Source organism: Curtobacterium sp. PhB136, assembly GCF_004346855.1.
Taxonomy (GTDB): Bacteria; Actinomycetota; Actinomycetes; order Actinomycetales; family Microbacteriaceae; genus Curtobacterium.
The window spans coordinates 290,420-306,572 of record NZ_SMGH01000004.1 but is presented as its reverse complement, the minus strand read 5'-3'; the positions used below and the strand labels follow the sequence as shown (position 1 = coordinate 306,572).

General features: G+C 70.3%; 15 protein-coding genes and 1 CRISPR repeat array (1 of these 16 only partly in view). Of the genes, 13 read left to right on the top strand and 2 right to left on the bottom strand.

Annotation, left to right across the window (positions count from 1 at the left end; all coding sequences use genetic code 11):
• Nucleotides 1-2 precede the first annotated feature (2 nt).
• The 8 genes from EDF27_RS01480 (at nucleotide 3) to EDF27_RS01440 (ending at nucleotide 9,302) form a co-directional block, all read left to right on the top strand.
• Entirely contained in the window at nucleotides 3-1,133 is a 1,131-nt protein-coding gene (locus EDF27_RS01480) for a lantibiotic dehydratase C-terminal domain-containing protein (protein WP_132046886.1), read from the top strand.
• 4 nt (nucleotides 1,134-1,137) lie between these two features.
• Nucleotides 1,138-2,724, top strand: a complete 1,587-nt coding sequence (locus EDF27_RS01475; protein WP_132046884.1) for a hypothetical protein — start codon at nucleotides 1,138-1,140, stop codon at nucleotides 2,722-2,724.
• Between the two features lie 11 nt (nucleotides 2,725-2,735).
• The gene (locus tag EDF27_RS01470; RefSeq protein ID WP_165931307.1) at nucleotides 2,736-4,430 is read left to right on the top strand and encodes a TOMM precursor leader peptide-binding protein; all 1,695 of its coding nucleotides are present in this window, start codon (nucleotides 2,736-2,738) and stop codon (nucleotides 4,428-4,430) included.
• Between the two features lie 773 nt (nucleotides 4,431-5,203).
• A complete protein-coding gene (locus EDF27_RS01465; RefSeq protein ID WP_132046880.1) occupies nucleotides 5,204-5,665 on the top strand; it encodes a hypothetical protein in 462 nt (153 codons plus the stop codon).
• Nucleotides 5,662-7,371 carry a lantibiotic dehydratase C-terminal domain-containing protein gene (locus EDF27_RS01460; RefSeq protein WP_132046878.1) on the top strand — a complete coding sequence of 570 codons (1,710 nt, stop codon included), beginning with the start codon at nucleotides 5,662-5,664 and terminating at the stop codon, nucleotides 7,369-7,371. The genes EDF27_RS01465 and EDF27_RS01460 overlap by 4 nt, the downstream gene beginning before the upstream one ends.
• A complete protein-coding gene (locus EDF27_RS01455; protein ID WP_123701227.1) occupies nucleotides 7,364-7,543 on the top strand; it encodes a hypothetical protein in 180 nt (59 codons plus the stop codon). Before EDF27_RS01460 ends, EDF27_RS01455 begins: the two co-directional genes overlap by 8 nt.
• 80 nt (nucleotides 7,544-7,623) lie before the next feature.
• The gene (locus EDF27_RS01450) at nucleotides 7,624-8,721 is read left to right on the top strand and encodes a M20/M25/M40 family metallo-hydrolase (protein ID WP_165931306.1); all 1,098 of its coding nucleotides are present in this window, start codon (nucleotides 7,624-7,626) and stop codon (nucleotides 8,719-8,721) included.
• Nucleotides 8,722-9,077: 356 nt separating this feature from the next.
• Entirely contained in the window at nucleotides 9,078-9,302 is a 225-nt protein-coding gene (locus EDF27_RS01440) for a hypothetical protein (protein WP_132046874.1), read from the top strand.
• A gap of 10 nt (nucleotides 9,303-9,312) precedes the next feature.
• On the opposite strand, the gene EDF27_RS01435 is transcribed toward EDF27_RS01440, so the two are convergent.
• The gene (locus EDF27_RS01435; protein WP_123701231.1) at nucleotides 9,313-9,933 is read right to left on the bottom strand and encodes an antibiotic biosynthesis monooxygenase; all 621 of its coding nucleotides are present in this window, start codon (nucleotides 9,931-9,933) and stop codon (nucleotides 9,313-9,315) included.
• A gap of 59 nt (nucleotides 9,934-9,992) precedes the next feature.
• Between EDF27_RS01435 and EDF27_RS01430 the strand changes: the two genes are divergently transcribed.
• Complete coding sequence (locus EDF27_RS01430; RefSeq protein ID WP_132046872.1) at nucleotides 9,993-10,496, top strand: DUF6328 family protein; 504 nt, start codon at nucleotides 9,993-9,995, stop codon at nucleotides 10,494-10,496.
• Here the strand turns inward: EDF27_RS01430 and EDF27_RS01425 are convergent.
• Complete coding sequence (locus tag EDF27_RS01425; protein ID WP_123701233.1) at nucleotides 10,493-11,485, bottom strand: Ku protein; 993 nt, start codon at nucleotides 11,483-11,485, stop codon at nucleotides 10,493-10,495. The two genes, EDF27_RS01430 and EDF27_RS01425, sit on opposite strands and share 4 nt — an antisense overlap.
• Before the next feature lie 103 nt (nucleotides 11,486-11,588).
• Here EDF27_RS01425 and EDF27_RS01420 point away from each other — a divergent pair, with 103 nt between their 5' ends.
• The 4 genes from EDF27_RS01420 (at nucleotide 11,589) to EDF27_RS19515 (ending at nucleotide 15,936) form a co-directional block, all read left to right on the top strand.
• Nucleotides 11,589-12,146 (top strand): hypothetical protein, encoded by a 558-nt coding sequence (locus EDF27_RS01420; RefSeq protein WP_132046870.1) that lies wholly within the window; start codon nucleotides 11,589-11,591, stop codon nucleotides 12,144-12,146.
• A 34-nt stretch (nucleotides 12,147-12,180) separates the two neighbouring features.
• Nucleotides 12,181-13,071 carry an SDR family oxidoreductase gene (locus EDF27_RS01415; protein WP_123701235.1) on the top strand — a complete coding sequence of 297 codons (891 nt, stop codon included), beginning with the start codon at nucleotides 12,181-12,183 and terminating at the stop codon, nucleotides 13,069-13,071.
• Nucleotides 13,068-15,632, top strand: a complete 2,565-nt coding sequence (locus tag EDF27_RS01410; RefSeq protein ID WP_132046868.1) for an ATP-dependent DNA ligase — start codon at nucleotides 13,068-13,070, stop codon at nucleotides 15,630-15,632. Before EDF27_RS01415 ends, EDF27_RS01410 begins: the two co-directional genes overlap by 4 nt.
• Before the next feature lie 148 nt (nucleotides 15,633-15,780).
• Entirely contained in the window at nucleotides 15,781-15,936 is a 156-nt protein-coding gene (locus EDF27_RS19515; protein ID WP_165931305.1) for a hypothetical protein, read from the top strand.
• A gap of 64 nt (nucleotides 15,937-16,000) precedes the next feature.
• Nucleotides 16,001-16,153: a CRISPR direct-repeat array (repeat unit 31 nt; unit sequence GGGGAGTGCCCTTCTGGACACGTCCGCTCTG); it runs 93 nt beyond the window's last position.

Below are 16,153 nucleotides of genomic sequence, written 5' to 3'. Positions count from 1 at the left end.
CCATGACGACCACCACCATCCGGGTCGACCACCGTGCCGAACCCTCACGCTTGATCAGCGATGGGATCCTCGCCTTCCTGCCGCAGCTCCGCGACGTCGAGGTCTGGTTGCAGGTGCACTGGCTCTTCGGTCCGCACATCCTCGTCAACGTCAGCGGCAGCCAGTCAGCGGTGGACGACGCGCAGGCTCGCTTGGTCGCGCGCGTGTCGGCGTGGCTGGCTGAGTCGCCGTCCAGTGTGGACTTCGACGAGGCGGCGTATGTCGAACGCTCCCGGGAACTCGGCCGGCTCGAGCTCGTTCCGGGGCCGCACGCGCCGCTCCGACCGGACAACCAGGTCGAAGTCGTCGACCGACGGCTCGACACCTTCATCCGGGACAAAGCGGTGTTCGAGGCGAAGGGGAGGGTCCTTGCGCGTGCGATGCGCGACCCGTGCTTCGTGCAGATGACGAAGCGGTCCGCCGCACAGAACGCCGACTCGGTGTACATGGCGATGTGCATCATCGCGACGTCGTACCCGAAGTGGGGTCTCGTCTCCGGATACCAGGCTTTCCTGTCGCACTGGAAGGAGCAGCTCCACTGGTCGGACCCGTCCGGGCACGCTGAGTCGGTCCTGCGTGCGTCGTTCCAGCGACAGCAGGACGGCCTCGTGCGACGTCTGCAGGATGTCCACAGCGGGGTGTCACCGACCGGCGACGACGGCGTGTTCTGGGCGGAGTGGCGAGCAGCCGCGAGCGAGGAGGCGGATCGACTGGCCGCCGGCGAGCAGGTCCTCCCGTACCCGCTGCCTGAACGGCACGAACGCGCGGTGTCGATCGACGACGACACGGGACGCCGCTGGTCCGGTTCGGACGAGCGCGGGTACAGCGACTTTCACGCGCAGTTTCGACGACTCGACTTCACGAGGCTCGGCAACGGCACGGACTTCGCCGCGTACCGCTACCTGATCAACTGCTTCTTCGACCTCTTGCCGCTCATGGGCGTGACCCCGGCGCAGCGGTACACGCTCGCCTTCTACCTGACGGAGGCGGCGCAGATCGTGGTCGGTGAGACGTGGCAGGAGACGATCGATCGGGCGATCGCCAGGCAAGAAGGCCTGGCGGACGCTACGCCGACGTTGCCGTGGAAGGGCTGACGACATGGACCGGCAACTCGGATCGGTGACCGCGACCGGTGTACAGCTGCGTGCCACGGTGTCGAGCCGTGACATGGAGGGGCGCGGAGTGGCGATCAGCGCCGGCGGATCGGCGGTGGTCATCAACGGCGTGCACGGTGTGACGCTGTGGCATGCCGTAGAACCGCACCTGCGGCGCGGTGTCGACCCCGCGGACTTCGTGGCGACGCTCCCCGCCAGCGCGCGGTCGACGGTGCGTTCGCTGATGAGCGAGCTCGGGGACCACGGGCTCCTGGTGGGGTACGAGGCCGAGGACGACGCTGCTGCGGCGCACCCGGCGATCGACTTCCTCCGACGCGTCTCACGTGCACCGTTGGCCGCCGCACGCCGAACCGCGTCGACGTCGCTCACGATCACCGGCGCGACGGACGACCTCGCGGACGCGCTCGCCGCACAGCTCGTTCTCTGCGGCTTCGCGGCCGTCGAGTTCGATGGCGTCGACGACCGACTCGGGCACGCCCCGGTCGTGATCCGCGGGGCGGACGATCAGGGCCGGCGTACGCTCGTCCTGATCGGCGCACGCGCGGGATCCTGTGCCGTCGGACCGATCGACGGGCCCGTCGATGACACCGCAGGAGCAGACTTCCGACGCTGGGCGACTGACGCGCCGTCCTCGATCGGTCCGAACTGGGCGGCGTTGGTCGCCGGTCAGACTGCGCTCGCCGCGCTGCGGGCCATGGACACCACGTCCGACGCATCGACGGGGAACACATACGTCACCTCGACGGCAGAGCTCGTCGCCGAACCTCGGCCGTTCACCGCGTTCGCCAACCGAGTGGAACCCGAGGCGCTCCGTGTCGCCGAACTCGCGGTCGCGCCCGGACCGGAGACGTCCGTGCCCGACACGCTCTCGTCCATGGAAGCGTTGTGGGACCCGGTGTTCGGCGTCGTGTCCGGTGCGGTTCCGGCCGCGCTGCCACAGCAGCCCGTGGGTCTCGCCGTCTCCGGGGACGCACGGGTGATCGGCATCGGCACGTCGACTGCTCAGGCGCGGCTCGACGCCGTCGCGGAGGAGCTCGGGAGCGCGTGGCGTTCCCTCACGCTGCCCAGTGTTCCGCTCGGCCACCTGGGTGTCGGGCCGACGACGACCGACGCTGCTGCGACGGCCTTCGTCGCTCTGCTCGAAGCGGACGAGGGCGCCCGGCGGGGTGTCGTCACGACGTCCGGTGGTGCCGCGATCACGAGCACCGCCCGCTGGCTCGCATCGGCGGCGGTCCTGATCCTGGGCCGCGAGGTCTCGGTCGAGTCGACCTGGCTCACCGGGCGGTGGTCGGGGATCGCTCGCGTGGTCGCGGACCTCGGCGACGGTGCTCAGGGCGTCGCGTACGGACTGCGCGTGGAACGTGCCGCCGAGGGGGCGCTGCTCCGAGCCGTTGGGCGGGCGCAGTGCGGTGACACCGCGCGGACGTCGCCGCTCGGTGCCCTCTGGTCGGGCAACCGTGAGCTGCTCGGGTGGCCCGGGCTCGAGGGCGCCGTGCAGTTCTCGCGTCTGCACGCCGGCGGCTGGGACGAGCACGGCGCTTTGGCCGTGACTGCGGAGGCCGTCTCGTGAACGGGGCAGCGGTGGCCGAGCCCGTCGGCCCACCTGTCCGACGGTTCGCTGACCTGCTGATCATCGGCCCGGACCCCACACCGCACGAGGCAGGGTGCGGCGAGTGCGCCGAACGCTGGGCTCTCGACGTGCGCCCGCAGGCTGTGCCGGCAGCCGGGGCACGGTCCGCTGCCCTGCTCCAGCAGCTGACCGCACGACTGAGGAGCCTGCCGTTGCCGTCCGGCCATGCCATGGTCCTCGACACGTCGGACGGCTCGTCATCGGTGCACAACATCACGCCGCACAGCGAGTGCTCGCGGTGCGCCCCCCTCATCCGGGCATCGGTACCGGCGCGGTGGGACCTCCGTTCGCCGCAGCCGCCCCTCGCCGGTGGCCTCCGGACGCGCGCGCTGGACGGGCAGAGCCTACGAGATGAACTCGTCGACTGGCGGTTCGGGCCGATCGCGCACCTGTACCGAGACGAGGAATCGCCGTTCCCGCTCATGACCGCCGAGGCCATCGCACCCGGGTTCGCCCACCGCGAAGGTGGGTACGGGCGGGCCGGCAGCTTCGCAGCGAGTGAGGTGCCCGCTCTGCTCGAAGGCGTCGAGCGAGTGCTCGGCGGGCATCGACAGCCGTCGGCTCGGACCGTGCGGGCGTCCTGGGAAGCGCTCGGGGACCAGGCGCTGGACCCGAGGTCGCTGGCGGATCACACGCCGGAGACGTACGAGCGGGCGGACTCCCCGTTCCGGCGGTTCGATCCGACCGAGGAGATGGACTGGGTCGAGGGCTGGTGGCTCTCGCACGACCAACCGGTCCTCGTGCCGGCGCAGCTCGTCTACTGGCATGAGAACGCTGGGACCGATGCGCTGCTGTACGAATCGTCGAACGGCTGTGCGGTCGGTGGTTCGATCGAGGAGGCCGCCCTGCACGGGTACTTCGAGATCGTGGAACGCGACGCCTTCCTCCTGACCTGGTACGGGCGCTTGCGCCTCCGGGAGATCGACATCAGCGGTGAGTCCGCGTTGGCGGACACCCTGCTCCGTGTCGAACGCGACGGGCTCCGGCTCCGGGTCCTCGACGCGACGAGCGACCTCGGGATCCCGGTGGCCATCGCCATCGTCACGGCACCGGACGAGCTCGTCCGTGCCGGGCGTGCTCCGGCGTTCTCTCTGGCTGCGGGAGCGCATCCGTCGGGCGACCGAGCGATCGCTGCGGCGATCGAGGAGTGCGTGACGAACGCGCTCATGTACCCGAAATGGGTCACGATGCGCGAGTCCGTTCGTGTGGACCATTACCGCCCAATGCTCCACGACCACGAGCTCGTGCACGTCCTCGAGGACCACACCGGCATGCACGGACTCCCGGAGGCACGCGAACTCTGGGGGTTCCTCGATGATCCGAGTGGTCGGCTGTCACTCGACGAGTTCCTCGCGCGGGGGCGGCCCGCTCCCGAGGACGTCACTGCCGAGTTGCGGCACCACGTCGACGTCGCAGCTCGCGTCGGCGTGACCGTCCTCGCGGTCGACCAGAGCACCCCGCACCTTCGTGACGTGGGGGTGTTCGCGGTGAAGGTGATCGCCCCGGGGACCATGCCTATGACCTTCGGGCACCTGAACCGTCGTATCGACAACGTGCCTCGGCTGGCGCGAGCAGCGTCCATCATCCACGGCGCGGTCCCGGCCGGAACTTGGGGGGAAACTCCGCCCCCTCACCCGTTCCCGTGAACCGGCAGGGATGGGGGAGCGCCGGCCAGGCGCTCTGGGACGCGGGCCCCGGTCGGGACGTCGGGACGGTCCGGACGCTCTTCGAGCACGATCGACACGTCGCCGGCTTGTCGACCGAGGACGGACGCGCCGGAACGCTAGCGGGTGCGGTGGAACGGCTCCAGCGCCGTACCGAGTCGTCGCACGAGCCCGGTGCCGACTGGCGGACAACGGTCCTGGCGGCCGTCTGGGAGGCGCATAGGACCCGGCGCGTCGCGCCGGACGACCGGTACGTCGCCCATCGCGCCTACCCCGCACCGCGAGGGATCTTCGCCGCGGACGCGGTCCTCGAGGTGGAGGACCCTATCGGCACCCGTCAGGTCCGGTTCGGTCCGCTCGGCGCCGGCCAGCCGTCTCCGCCCGAGTATCCGTGGGCATCGGCACACCTCGGGTTCGACGTGGACCCGGCTCGCTACCCGACCCCGTACGGAGGGCTCCGGGCGACCCTCGCCGACCTCGAATCAGGGCACCTCGCAGCGACGGTCGCCCTCTGCGCGCGCCGCGCCGGTATTCCCACTGCGCTCCTACGCCGCACGGGTAGCGATGCGCACGCATCGTACCGACTCCGTTTCCTCCCCGAGGGACCGTCAGAGCCGTTGCTCGACCGGTGTGTCGACACAGCGGCAGCGGGCACGGCGAGCGACCTGCGAACGTGGCTTGACCAGCGGTCGAGCGGCCGATCGAGTGAGAACCTCGTCACCAGCGGTTCCGTCACAGACGAGCAAGCCGAGGCTGTGCACCGAGCACTGCGTGCCGGACTCGAGCTCGTCGGGGAGCACGTGCCGGACGGTGGCATCCGACTCCTGGCCCACGGCGCTGACCCCGGGTCGATCGACGCCGTGCGGGTCGTCGACCTGGGGGCGTCGGACAGCGGACGCACCCTTCGCGGCCGCCCCCGAATGACGTCGTCGCGCGGGATCACCTTCGTGGTCCAGCCGCGGCTCCTCGCGGGGCTGCACGGCTCGCAGACGCACCGCGTCATCCCGTTCCTGCTGGGCTGGATCGCGCAGTGGGGGTGTCTGGCGGCGGCGGGGATCGGCATCGCGTCGCGCCCGGCCCGGAACCACGACGAGGTCGAGTGGGCGGATGCGCTCGGCGCCGACCCGAACGCGGTGATCGGATACCAGCTGTGGCTGCGGACGATGCCGGTCGAGGTCCAGGGCGTTCCGTGGTCGACGAGGGGAATCAGGCTGTGAACACGACGTGGCGCACTGCGCACATCTACCTGCACAACTCGACGGCGACCCTGTCGGAGTTCATCGCCGACACCGTCGTCCCGTCGGTCCGCGGATTCGCGCCCACGGACTGGCACTTCGTCCGGTACTGGTGGGGAGGACCGCACCTGCGCGTCAGGATGCGCGGGGTCGGGGCGTCCGCCCACGCAGAATGGGTCCGCGGCGTGCGCGCCGCGCTGCCGCCCGCTGAGCTGCACCTGGACGAAGCGTCGTTCAGTCGCGAGTTCACGAGTACCTCGCCGGTCGGATGGCACGAGCACGGCCAGATCGTGGTCGACGTGCCCTACGAAGCCGAACTCGCGCGGTACGGCGGGGCGGCGGCGATGGCGTTGTCGGAGCGAGCGTTCACGCTGGTGAGCCAGATCGCGGGAGCGCTGCTCGCGTCCCGCCCGGGCAGCGCCGAGCTGCGACTGATAGCGACCGACGCGATGACGCTCGCGATGCACGCGCTCGGGCTGGACGGTCATGGCGGTGCCCGCTCAGCGCACCGGTACTTCGGCTCGTGGGACTTCGTGGGGGAACAGCAGACCAGCGGCCCGGAAGCCCGGCGCGCAGCCGACGCGACCTTCGACGTCGATCCGGATCGGTGGCTGCAGCGGAAGGACGCCGTCATCCGGTCCGCCGGAGACGGGTCCGACACCTGGAGAGCGTCCCTGTTCCGCCTTTTCTCCAGCCTCGTCACCGACCTGGAGGCACTTCGTGCTCGTGGCGATGAGCTGGAGAACAGCGTGGCCGGCGTGCTCTGGAGCCAGGTCCACATGTTCTGCAACCGACTCGGGGTGCCCGTCTCCGATGAACGCATCGCCGCGTGGCTCACCGCGTCGCAGTGGCGGGGGCCGGTCGACCGTCGGTACTTCAACGATGACTCCGCCGCGCCCGACCGGCACTACCTCCGAGCGAGCGGATACCGCCGGGAACGGATGGCCACGGACCAGATGCCGCGCTTCGACGTGGGCCTCCCCGCGCCGGACCTCGGCCGGCGCCAGGTCACCACGCTGCCGGAGTCTCAGGGTGACCCCGGGCTCGGTGCGGTCCTCACCCGCAGACGGAGCACCTACGGGTCGTACGGCACGACGCTGTCGGCGGCGGTCCTCGGTGGCCTCCTGCGATCCGCGATCGGCGAGGTGCCGGAAGGACCGGCGGTGCCCGTACGACCGCAGATAGCGCGGCGGGCGTACCCAAGCCCGAGTGCGGCGTACGCGGTCGACGCGTTCGTGATCGTCCGCGACGTCGTGGGTGTCGAGGCGGGCTGCTACCGGTACGACGCCGCGCGACACGCTCTCGAACGGTGGGTGGACGTGCCAACCGACCAGGAACTCGCGCGGTGGTCGCCCTCGTTCAGCGACACCGCGGGCACACCGCTCGCGGTCGAGTACGACACCGTCCCGGTGATCGTCGCCTTGGCGCCCAGGCTCGACGACCTGCGCGCGAAGTACGGGCAGCGGGCGCTGCGGCTGACCCTGCTCGAAGCGGGGCACATGAGCCAGAACCTCATCCTGGTGTCCACCGCGCTCAACATGCCGAGCGTCCCCATGTCGGCGTACGACGACGACGCCGTGAACGAGTGCCTGCACCTCGACGGTGTCGGAGCGTTCACAGCCGCGATCATCCCGATCGGGGCGCCGAAGAAGACCACTGCGATCGAAGGGAACACAGCACATGAATGACGACGAGAAGGACCTGCAGTACGCGAGCATCGGCATCGCCTCGGTGGGCTTCGCCGTGGCGGGTCTGGCACTCGGCATGATCGCGCGGCGTCCGGGCATCGGTGCGGTGCTGGGTGCTGCGGTCGGACTCTTCTGGCGGTGCCGGGCGCTCGCGTCCCGGGTGCGCTCGTGAAGCCCGTCCCACGTGGATTGACCGTCGCTCGCGGAGCGTTCGCCCGGCTGCACGCCTGTCCGGAACCTGCCGGGCACGAGGTGCAGACGAGCGCCGTCGTCGCCGAACTTTGCCGCGACCTCGGCGCGACGGTGACGGCCGGGGTCGGCGGGCACGGCGTGGTTGCCCGCGTCGGGACCGGGGAACCGGTCATCGTCCTGCGTGCGGAACTGGATGCGCTCGCGACGAGCGGCGGTGCCGATCATCTGTGTGGACACGACCTGCACGCCGCAGCAGTCATCGGCGCGCTCGCCGCGCTGCGTTCAGGTGAGGTGCGTCGGACGGGCACCGTGCGCGCGATCTTCCAACCGACCGAGGAGACGGGGACCGGGGCGGCCGCGATGGTGCGCGCTGGGATCGACCAGCTCGTGCCGACCCCCACTGTCCTGCTCGCGCAGCACTCGTCGCCGCTCCCTCACGACATGGTGGCGTTCCGGCCCGGGCCGATCACGTCGTGGAACGAGACGGTGTCCGTCGACCTGGCCGCCCCCGGGGGGCATCCGGGTCTCATCGGTAATGAACGAAACGCGCTCAGCGTCGCCTTCTGCCGTCTCGTGGACGCCGTGCACCCCGGGATCGGGCAGGTCACCCAGGCACGGCTTGGCGGGTCGGCGGAGAACGCGCTCCCGAACAGTGCCACGGTGACGGTCGACCTCCGTGCAGCGGACGAACAGTCGCTCACCGCTCGTCGGCAGGCGCTCGGACGCGTGCTCGACGTCGTCGTCGCCGACAGCGTCGTGTACTCCACGGCGGCGACGCGGACCTTCGACGGTGCCAGCAACGACCCGGACGCCGCTGCCCTGCTGTATCGCGCGTTCCTCGAGCACGGACGCAGCGCTGTCTTGATGCCTGGGCCGTCGGGGACCTCAGACGACGTCGGGGTGCTTGCGAACGCGCTTGGTGCCCCACTCGTCTACTGGTTCTGGGGTGTGTCCGAAAGCTCCCGGATGCCGCCGGAGGACCAAGCGGTACTGGCGGCAGGCCGGGCTCCGGTCAGCGTGCCCGCCAACCACTCTCCGCTTTTCTCGGCGTCCGACCGGTCGCTCGAGAGCGGACTGCTGAACCTGCTGATCGCGCTGTCAGCATGGGGCTCGCCACGGACCATCCGAGGCGAGACGCATTTTGATGGACCGGTGTGAGCGCGCTCCTCGCCAGTCGAAACCACCGAAGGGAACGACTATGTCCGGATCCATGCTTGAGCTGCCTGACCTCGACTTCGACGGGCTGGAGGTGTTATCGGTGCGCGAGGCTGTCGCGGTGCCCGAGACCGGGGCGACGAGCGGCAGCAGCAGTTGCACGTCGACGTCGTGCTGCGGCAGCAGCTCGTGCTGTTCAGCCGGCTCCTGCGGCTGAGACGAGGAGACCGAGGCGGGGAGTACGCGCTCCCCGCCTCGGTCGGGTCCAGCCAAGGCAAGCGGAATCAGGTCGTGGCATCGGTGTCACCGGATAGCACAAAAGCGGGCTTGAACCGACGGATGGATGGGTACGAGAATTCATGACGGATTGGACTGGGATGCTCTGGGTACTGGTGCCGGTGACGGCGATCATCTGTGGGGTCGTGTACTCGATCGCCCGGCTGAAGTGGGGGGCGGACCGCGGTCAGGGTGACTGGGCGCCCGCCGAACGCAACGCGGCGGCGCAGCGTGAACTCGCGAGCACCCTCGCGAGCATGGAGCGACGCCTCGACGGCATCGAGCGGATCCTGCGGCAGGTGGACTGAACGGGCTCTGTCACCTCGAGCGACCGGCTGGGGTGGCAGCGGGTGCGAGCAGCCAGGGGCGGATCAGTTTCGTAACGAAGGGCAGCACCCAGAACGTCATGATCGGCGTGAGCACGGCCGTCGTGATCAGGACCCGAGGCAGGATCGCGACGTGTGCGAACGCGGGGACGAGCCACGCCATCAGGTACGTGAATGCCAGGTTCACCGGGAAGAAGCCGAGCCAGATGCTCACCGCCTGCTTCCACCGCGGCGGGGCGCTCGACGACGGGGTGTCCTCGGGGACGTCGAACCAGCCCTCGATCCCGGTGCGCTTCTCGACACGGGACTCCACCACGAGGTCCCTGCCGAGGTCGAGCCACCGCAGCCGGTCGTCGGAGTTCTCCCACGTGGCGAGGGAGTCGTGGTCGGCGAACCGGTAGAGCATGTGCCACTCGCGGGACTGTGCACGGGAGCGGACCCATCCGGAGCCGAGGAAGCCGGGGTAGCGGTTCGCGAGGTTCACCCCGGACTGCACCCACCGGGTGACCTCGGGGATGCGCTCGGGTTCGACGAGACGGGTGATGGACACGGTGACGGGCGGGCCTGCGGTCTCGGGTGACGACTGCAGGCTCCCTGGCTCTTGTGGAGTCATGGGACCAGTGTCGCCGAACCGTGTTTCACGCTCGTGACGCGCTGGGTAGGTTCGGGGGCATGAGCACGGGCGGCACGGGATCGGACACGGAGCGGGGGCGGCACGAGACCCCGACGGAGCGCTGGGACCGGAACTGGGTCGACATCCAGCAGGAGCTCCGCATCGTGCAGACCGGGACGCAGATCCTCGCGGGGTTCCTGCTCACGCTGCCGTTCCAGCAGCGCTTCACGTCGTTGACGGACCGCCAGGAGACGATCTACCTGGTCCTCGTCGTCCTGGCGGTCGTGGTCACCGTCGTCGCACTCTCCGCCGTGGCCACCCACCGCCTGGTGTTCCGGCAGCGGCAGAAGCACGACCTGGTGCGCGCCGGGAACGTCATCCTCATCGTCACGCTGATCGCCAGTGCACTGCTGTTCTCCGGCACCGTGCTGTTCGTGTTCGACGTGGTGCTCGGGGGCATCGGCGGCATCGTCGGCGGCGCGGCGGTGTTCATCGGGACCGGCGTGCTCTGGACCTCGCTGCCGTTCGCCCTGCGGCGGACCGCCCGGGACGAGACCGACTAGCTCGCCTTCTTCTTCGCCGTGGTGGACTTCGCCGCGGGCTTCTTCGCCGGCGCCTTCTTCGCAGCTGCTGCCTGCTTCGCCGGCTCCTTCTTCGCAGCTGGTGCCTTCTTCGTGGCCGGCGCCCGCTTCGTGTCGGAACCCGATGCTCCGGACCCGGACCCGGACGACCGCGAGCTCGACGACGAACGCGACCCCGAGCCTCCCGTCCGCTTCTTGTCCACGGACGCACGCAAGGCGGCCATCAGGTCGATCACGTCGCCGCCCTCGTCGTCGGACTCCGGCTGCTCCCCGAACGTCTTCTCGGTGTCGATGTCGTCACCCGACTCGAGCTTGGCGTCGATGAGCTGCTGCAGCTCGACCTGGTACTCGTCGGTGTAGCGGTCCGGATCGAAGTCCGTGGACATGCTCTCGACGAGGGACGACGACATCTTCAGCTCGTTCGCACTCACCTTCACCGACGTGTCGAGGGCCTTGAAGTCGGCGGCCCTGACCTCGTCGCCCCAGAGCAGCCCCTGCAGGAGCAGGACGTCGTCGTGCACGCGGAGCACACCGAGCCGGGTCTTCTGCCGTAGCGTGAACTGCACGATCGCGAGACGGTCCGTCTCCTCGAGCGTCTTCCGGAGCAGGACGTAGGCCTTGGGCGAGCGGGAGTCCGGCTCCAGGTAGTACGTCTTCTCGAACATCATCGGGTCGACCTGGTCGACCGGCACGAACTCGAGCACCTCGATCTCGTGGGACTGCTCCTGCGGGAGCTTCTTGAAGTCGTCGGCGGTGAGGACCACCGTCTTCTCGCCGTCGTCGTACGCGCGCTCGATGTCGGCGTACTCGACCTCGTGCCCGAGCTCGCAGACGCGCTTGTAGCGGATGCGGGCCTTGTCCTCGTCGTGGACCTGGTGCATCGAGACGTCGTGCGTCTCCGTGGCGGCGTAGACCTTGATCGGCACGTTGACCAGCCCGAACGCGATGGAGCCCTTCCAGATCGACCTCATGGGCACATGATGCCCGTGTCCAGCCGGTCGCGTGCGGATCTCCGGGCGATCCGGAGGCTGCGGGGAGCGGACGCCGTCCGTGCCGAGCGGTACCGTCGGGCACATGGTGGGGCACCGGGGAGACGTCGATCGGGGTGCCCTGTGGCGGCTCGCACTCGCCGCGGTGTCCGGACCGGCGGCGTGGCTGGCGGTCGGGCTCCTCTACGGTGCGGTCGGCCGCGACCCGTCTGCCGGGTTCCTGATCGGCGGCGCCGTCGTCCTCCTCGTGCTCGCCCCGGTCGGGACGTGGTGGGGATGGCAGCGCCGCGGCGGACGGCTCGCGGTGGTCGAGACCCGGCAGTGGATCAGGAGCGGTACCGTCCCGGACGACGTCCCCGATGCTGTCTGGCGGCCGCGTGTGGCCCAGCGGCAGGACGACTTGACGATGGGACTCGTCGCCGCGGCGCTGGGCGTGGTGATCGTGGCGCTGAGCGTGGGCTCGGCCGTCACGGGGTCGCCGACGGCGTGGATCAGTGCGGCGATCTGGACCGGGCTCGCGACGCAGCAGGCCGTGACGTGGGCGCGGTGGCGTCGGCCGGTCGCCGCACTGCTGGCACGCCCCTCCCTCCCTGTCCACAGCGACGTTCCGAGGGGTGTTCCTCCACAGGAGTCGTCGAACTGAACCGCCGCGCGGCCTCCGCGAGCACGATGGGCGCATGAGCCAGCTCGACAAGGACGACCCCCGGACGAAGTACGCGCGCCCGCCGTTCCCCGCGCAGACGCAGCAGGGGTCCGGGCGTGCCAGCGAGATGGACCCGCCGCCGGACCACGGCGAGACGAGCTACCTCGGCACCGGTCGGATGCCGGGCTACCGGGTGCTCGTCACGGGTGCGGACTCCGGGATCGGCCGAGCGGCGGCGATCGCGATGGCGAAGGAAGGCGCGGACGTCGCGCTGAACGCCCTGCCCGAGGAGATCGACGACCTGACCGAGGTCCGGGACCTCATCGCCGACCTCGGACGGAACGCCGTGATGCTGCCCGGCGACCTCACCGACGAGGACTTCTGCACCGAACTCGTCCGCACCGCCGTCAGTGAGCTCGGCGGGCTCGACGCGCTCGTGCTCGTCGCCGGCGCGCAGCAGGTGCACGACGACGTCACCGAGCAGTCGACGGCGGACTTCGACCGCACGATGAAGACCAACGTCTACGCGATGTTCTGGCTGGTCCGTGCGGCCGTGCCGCACATGGCCCCGGGGAGCGCGATCGTCACCACGAGCTCGGTGTCCGCGTACGAACCGCAGGCCCGGATGATCGACTACGCGGCCACGAAGGCGGCGATCATCACCTACACGAACGGCCTCGCACGGCAGCTCGCGGCGAAGGGGATCCGGGCCAACACCGTCGTCCCGGGGCCGGTGTGGACGCCGCTGCAGCCGATCAGCTACCCGGGCGACGAGATCGCGGCGTACGGCCAGGCCACCCCGTTCGGCCGTCCGGCGCAGCCCGTGGAGCTCGGCAGCGCCTACGTCTACCTCGCCGGGCCCGAGTCGTCGTACACGTCCGGCACGACGCTGACGGTGGCGGGAGCGACCGGGGTGGCGCTGTGAGCCCGGCGCGGCCGAGCACCGTCGCGCGCAAGACGACGGTCCTGGTGGGGGACCGGCGGCTCGCGCTGACGAACCTCGACAAGGTGCTCTACCCGGAGACCGGCACGACGAAGGGGCGCGTGATCGAGTACTACGAGCGCGTTGCCCCGTGGATGATCCCGCACGTCAAGGACCGACCGGTGACCCGGAAGCGGTGGGCGAACGGCGTCGACGGCAAGGTCTTCTTCGAGAAGAACCTGCCCGACTCCGCGCCGGACTGGGTCCGTCACCACACGATCCAGCACTCCGAGCACGACAACGAGTACCCGATCGTGGACGACCTGCCGACGCTCGTGTGGATGGCGCAGCAGGCCGCGCTCGAACTCCACGTGCCGCAGTGGCGCTTCGGCCCGCGGGGCGCGCAGCAGAACCCGGACCGGCTGGTGCTCGACCTCGACCCCGGGGAAGGCGTCGGTCTCGCCGAGTGCGTGGAGGTGGCGGTCGCCGCGCGCGAAGTGTTGCAGGGCATGGGGCTCGACCCCTACCCGGTGACGTCGGGCTCGAAGGGCATCCACCTGTACGCGGCGCTCGACGGCCGCTCCGCGACGAAGCACGTGTCCGAGGTCGCTCACGAGCTCGCGAAGGCACTCGAGCAGGACATGCCGGACCTGGTCCTGTCGTCGATGAGTCGCGCCGAGCGGAAGGGCAAGGTGTTCGTCGACTGGTCGCAGAACAACGGCAACAAGACCACGATCGCGCCGTACTCGCTCCGCGGGCGTTCGCACCCGACCGTCGCCGCACCGCGCACGTGGAAGGAACTCACCGAGAAGGGGCTGGCCCAGCTGACATTGGACGAGGTCCTCGAGCGGGTGGAGGACCGCGGCGACTTCCTGCACCCGGTTGCGGCCGCGTCGTTGGCCGTCGGCAGGGCCGACGAGGGGCACTGGGACAGCGACCGGACCCAGCAGGCGAACGACGCGGAACGGCAGGACCGAGCCGGAGGCCCGGCGAACGACCGCCTGTCGACCTACCGTGCGAAGCGGGATGCGTCCAAGACCCCCGAACCGGTCCCGCAGGACGCGCCGACGGTCCGGAAGGACGGCACCCCGACCTTCGTCATCCAGGAGCACCACGCCACCCGGGACCACTACGACTTCCGCCTCGAGCACGACGGCGTGCTCGTCAGCTGGGCGCTGCCGAAGGGCGAGCCGACGGACCCGGGGAAGAACCACCTCGCCGTCATGACCGAGGACCACCCACTCGAGTACGGCGGCTTCGAGGGCACCATCCCGAAGGACGAGTACGGCGGCGGGACCGTCACCATCTGGGACGACGGCACGTACGCGCTCGAGAAGTGGCGCGAGGGCGAAGAGGTCATCGTCACGCTGCACGGACGGACGAACGGCAACCGCCGCCTCGCGATCCTGCACACGCGCGGTCGTGGTCGCGGGCGGGACGGCGACGAGAAGAACTGGCTCATCCACCTGACGAAGGAGCAGCCGGACCCCACGGCCGACGCGTCAGGGGGGACGCCCGCTCCCCGCGCTCCCCGCACCGCCGGTCACTCGGCCGGGCGCGACGACGACGGTCGCGAGCGGATCGCGGGAGCTGCGAGTTCCTCCACCGACCCCGTCGAGCGCCGCACCATGCAGGCGACCCTCGCGAAGGGCGAGCCGACGCTGGACACCGGAGCGTGGGCGTTCGAGATGAAGTGGGACGGCGTCCGTGCGCTCGCCACGGTCCGGGGCGGCTCGGTGTCGCTCCGGAGCCGGAACGGCAACGACCTGACGGCGCAGTACCCCGAGCTCCAGGAACTCGGCGAGCGGGCCGGCGTCGACGGGGTCTTCGACGGTGAGATCGTCGCGCTCGACGACCGCGGACGACCGAGCTTCCAGCTGTTGCAGAACCGGATGGGACTGACCAAGAAGCGGGAGGTCGACGCCGCGCGTGAACGCACCCCGGTGCGGTTGCTGCTCTTCGACGTGCTCGAAGCGGACGGGCACGACCTGACCCGGCTCGCGTACGACAACCGTCGGGAAGCCCTCGAGACCGTCGTCGAGCCCGGCGGGGCGATCGACGTGCCGAAGGCGTACGAGGGCGACCTCGACCGAGCCATGGCGGACTCCGAGGCCGAGGGGCTCGAGGGTGTCGTGGCGAAGAAGCGCTCCTCCCGCTACGCCGAGGGCCGGCGCTCCGAGGCATGGCTGAAGCTCAAGCACCACGCCACGCAAGAGGTCGTGGTCGCCGGGTGGAAGCCCGGGAGCGGTCGGCGTGCGGGCGGCGTCGGGTCCCTGCTCCTCGGGATCCCCGGCGACGACGGTCTGCAGTACGTCGGCAAGGTCGGGACCGGCTTCCGTGACCGTGACCTCGACGAGATCGCGAGCGTCCTCCGGCCGCTGGAGCGGAAGACGTCACCCCTCGTCGACGTCCCGAGACCGGACGCCCGTGACGCCCACTGGGTCACGCCCGAACGCGTCGGTGAGGTCGAGTTCGCGGAGTGGACCGCTGACGGACGGCTCCGGCAGCCGTCGTGGCGGGGCTGGCGCCTCGACAAGTCGCCGGAGGACGTCGTCCGAGAGTGAGCGCGCACTCGTCGCATGCATCCGCATGAGGTCCGCTGGAGGCGAACTTCCGTCCCCCGTCCGGCTCCCGGGCGGGGGACGAATTCGTGACGATCACTGAGGAAAACCCGCGTGACTGTTACGTTCCTCGGGACGAAAGGGCGTGGCGATGAGCGCGAGCAACTACCTGCCACCGTTCACTCCGGAGGAGCGCGTCGCGATCTCGGGGGACCAGGCGACGCGGAAGCCGATCGACCCGGGTGCGGTGATCACGGACTCCGAGGTGACGTACGCGGACTTCCTCGGCGACGAGGTCGACGACTGATCCGCACCATCAGCGCTGACGCTGACGCTGACGCTGGTCGTGGGGACGGCCCGTGCACCGGATCAGGGAGTGCCCTTCTGGACACGTCCGCTCTGGCGGGACGGCCCGCGCACCGGATCGGGGAGTGCCCTTCTGGACACGTCCGCTCTGGCGGGACGGCCCGCGCACCGGATCGGGGAGTGCCCTTCTGGACACGTCCGCTCTGGCGGGACGGCCC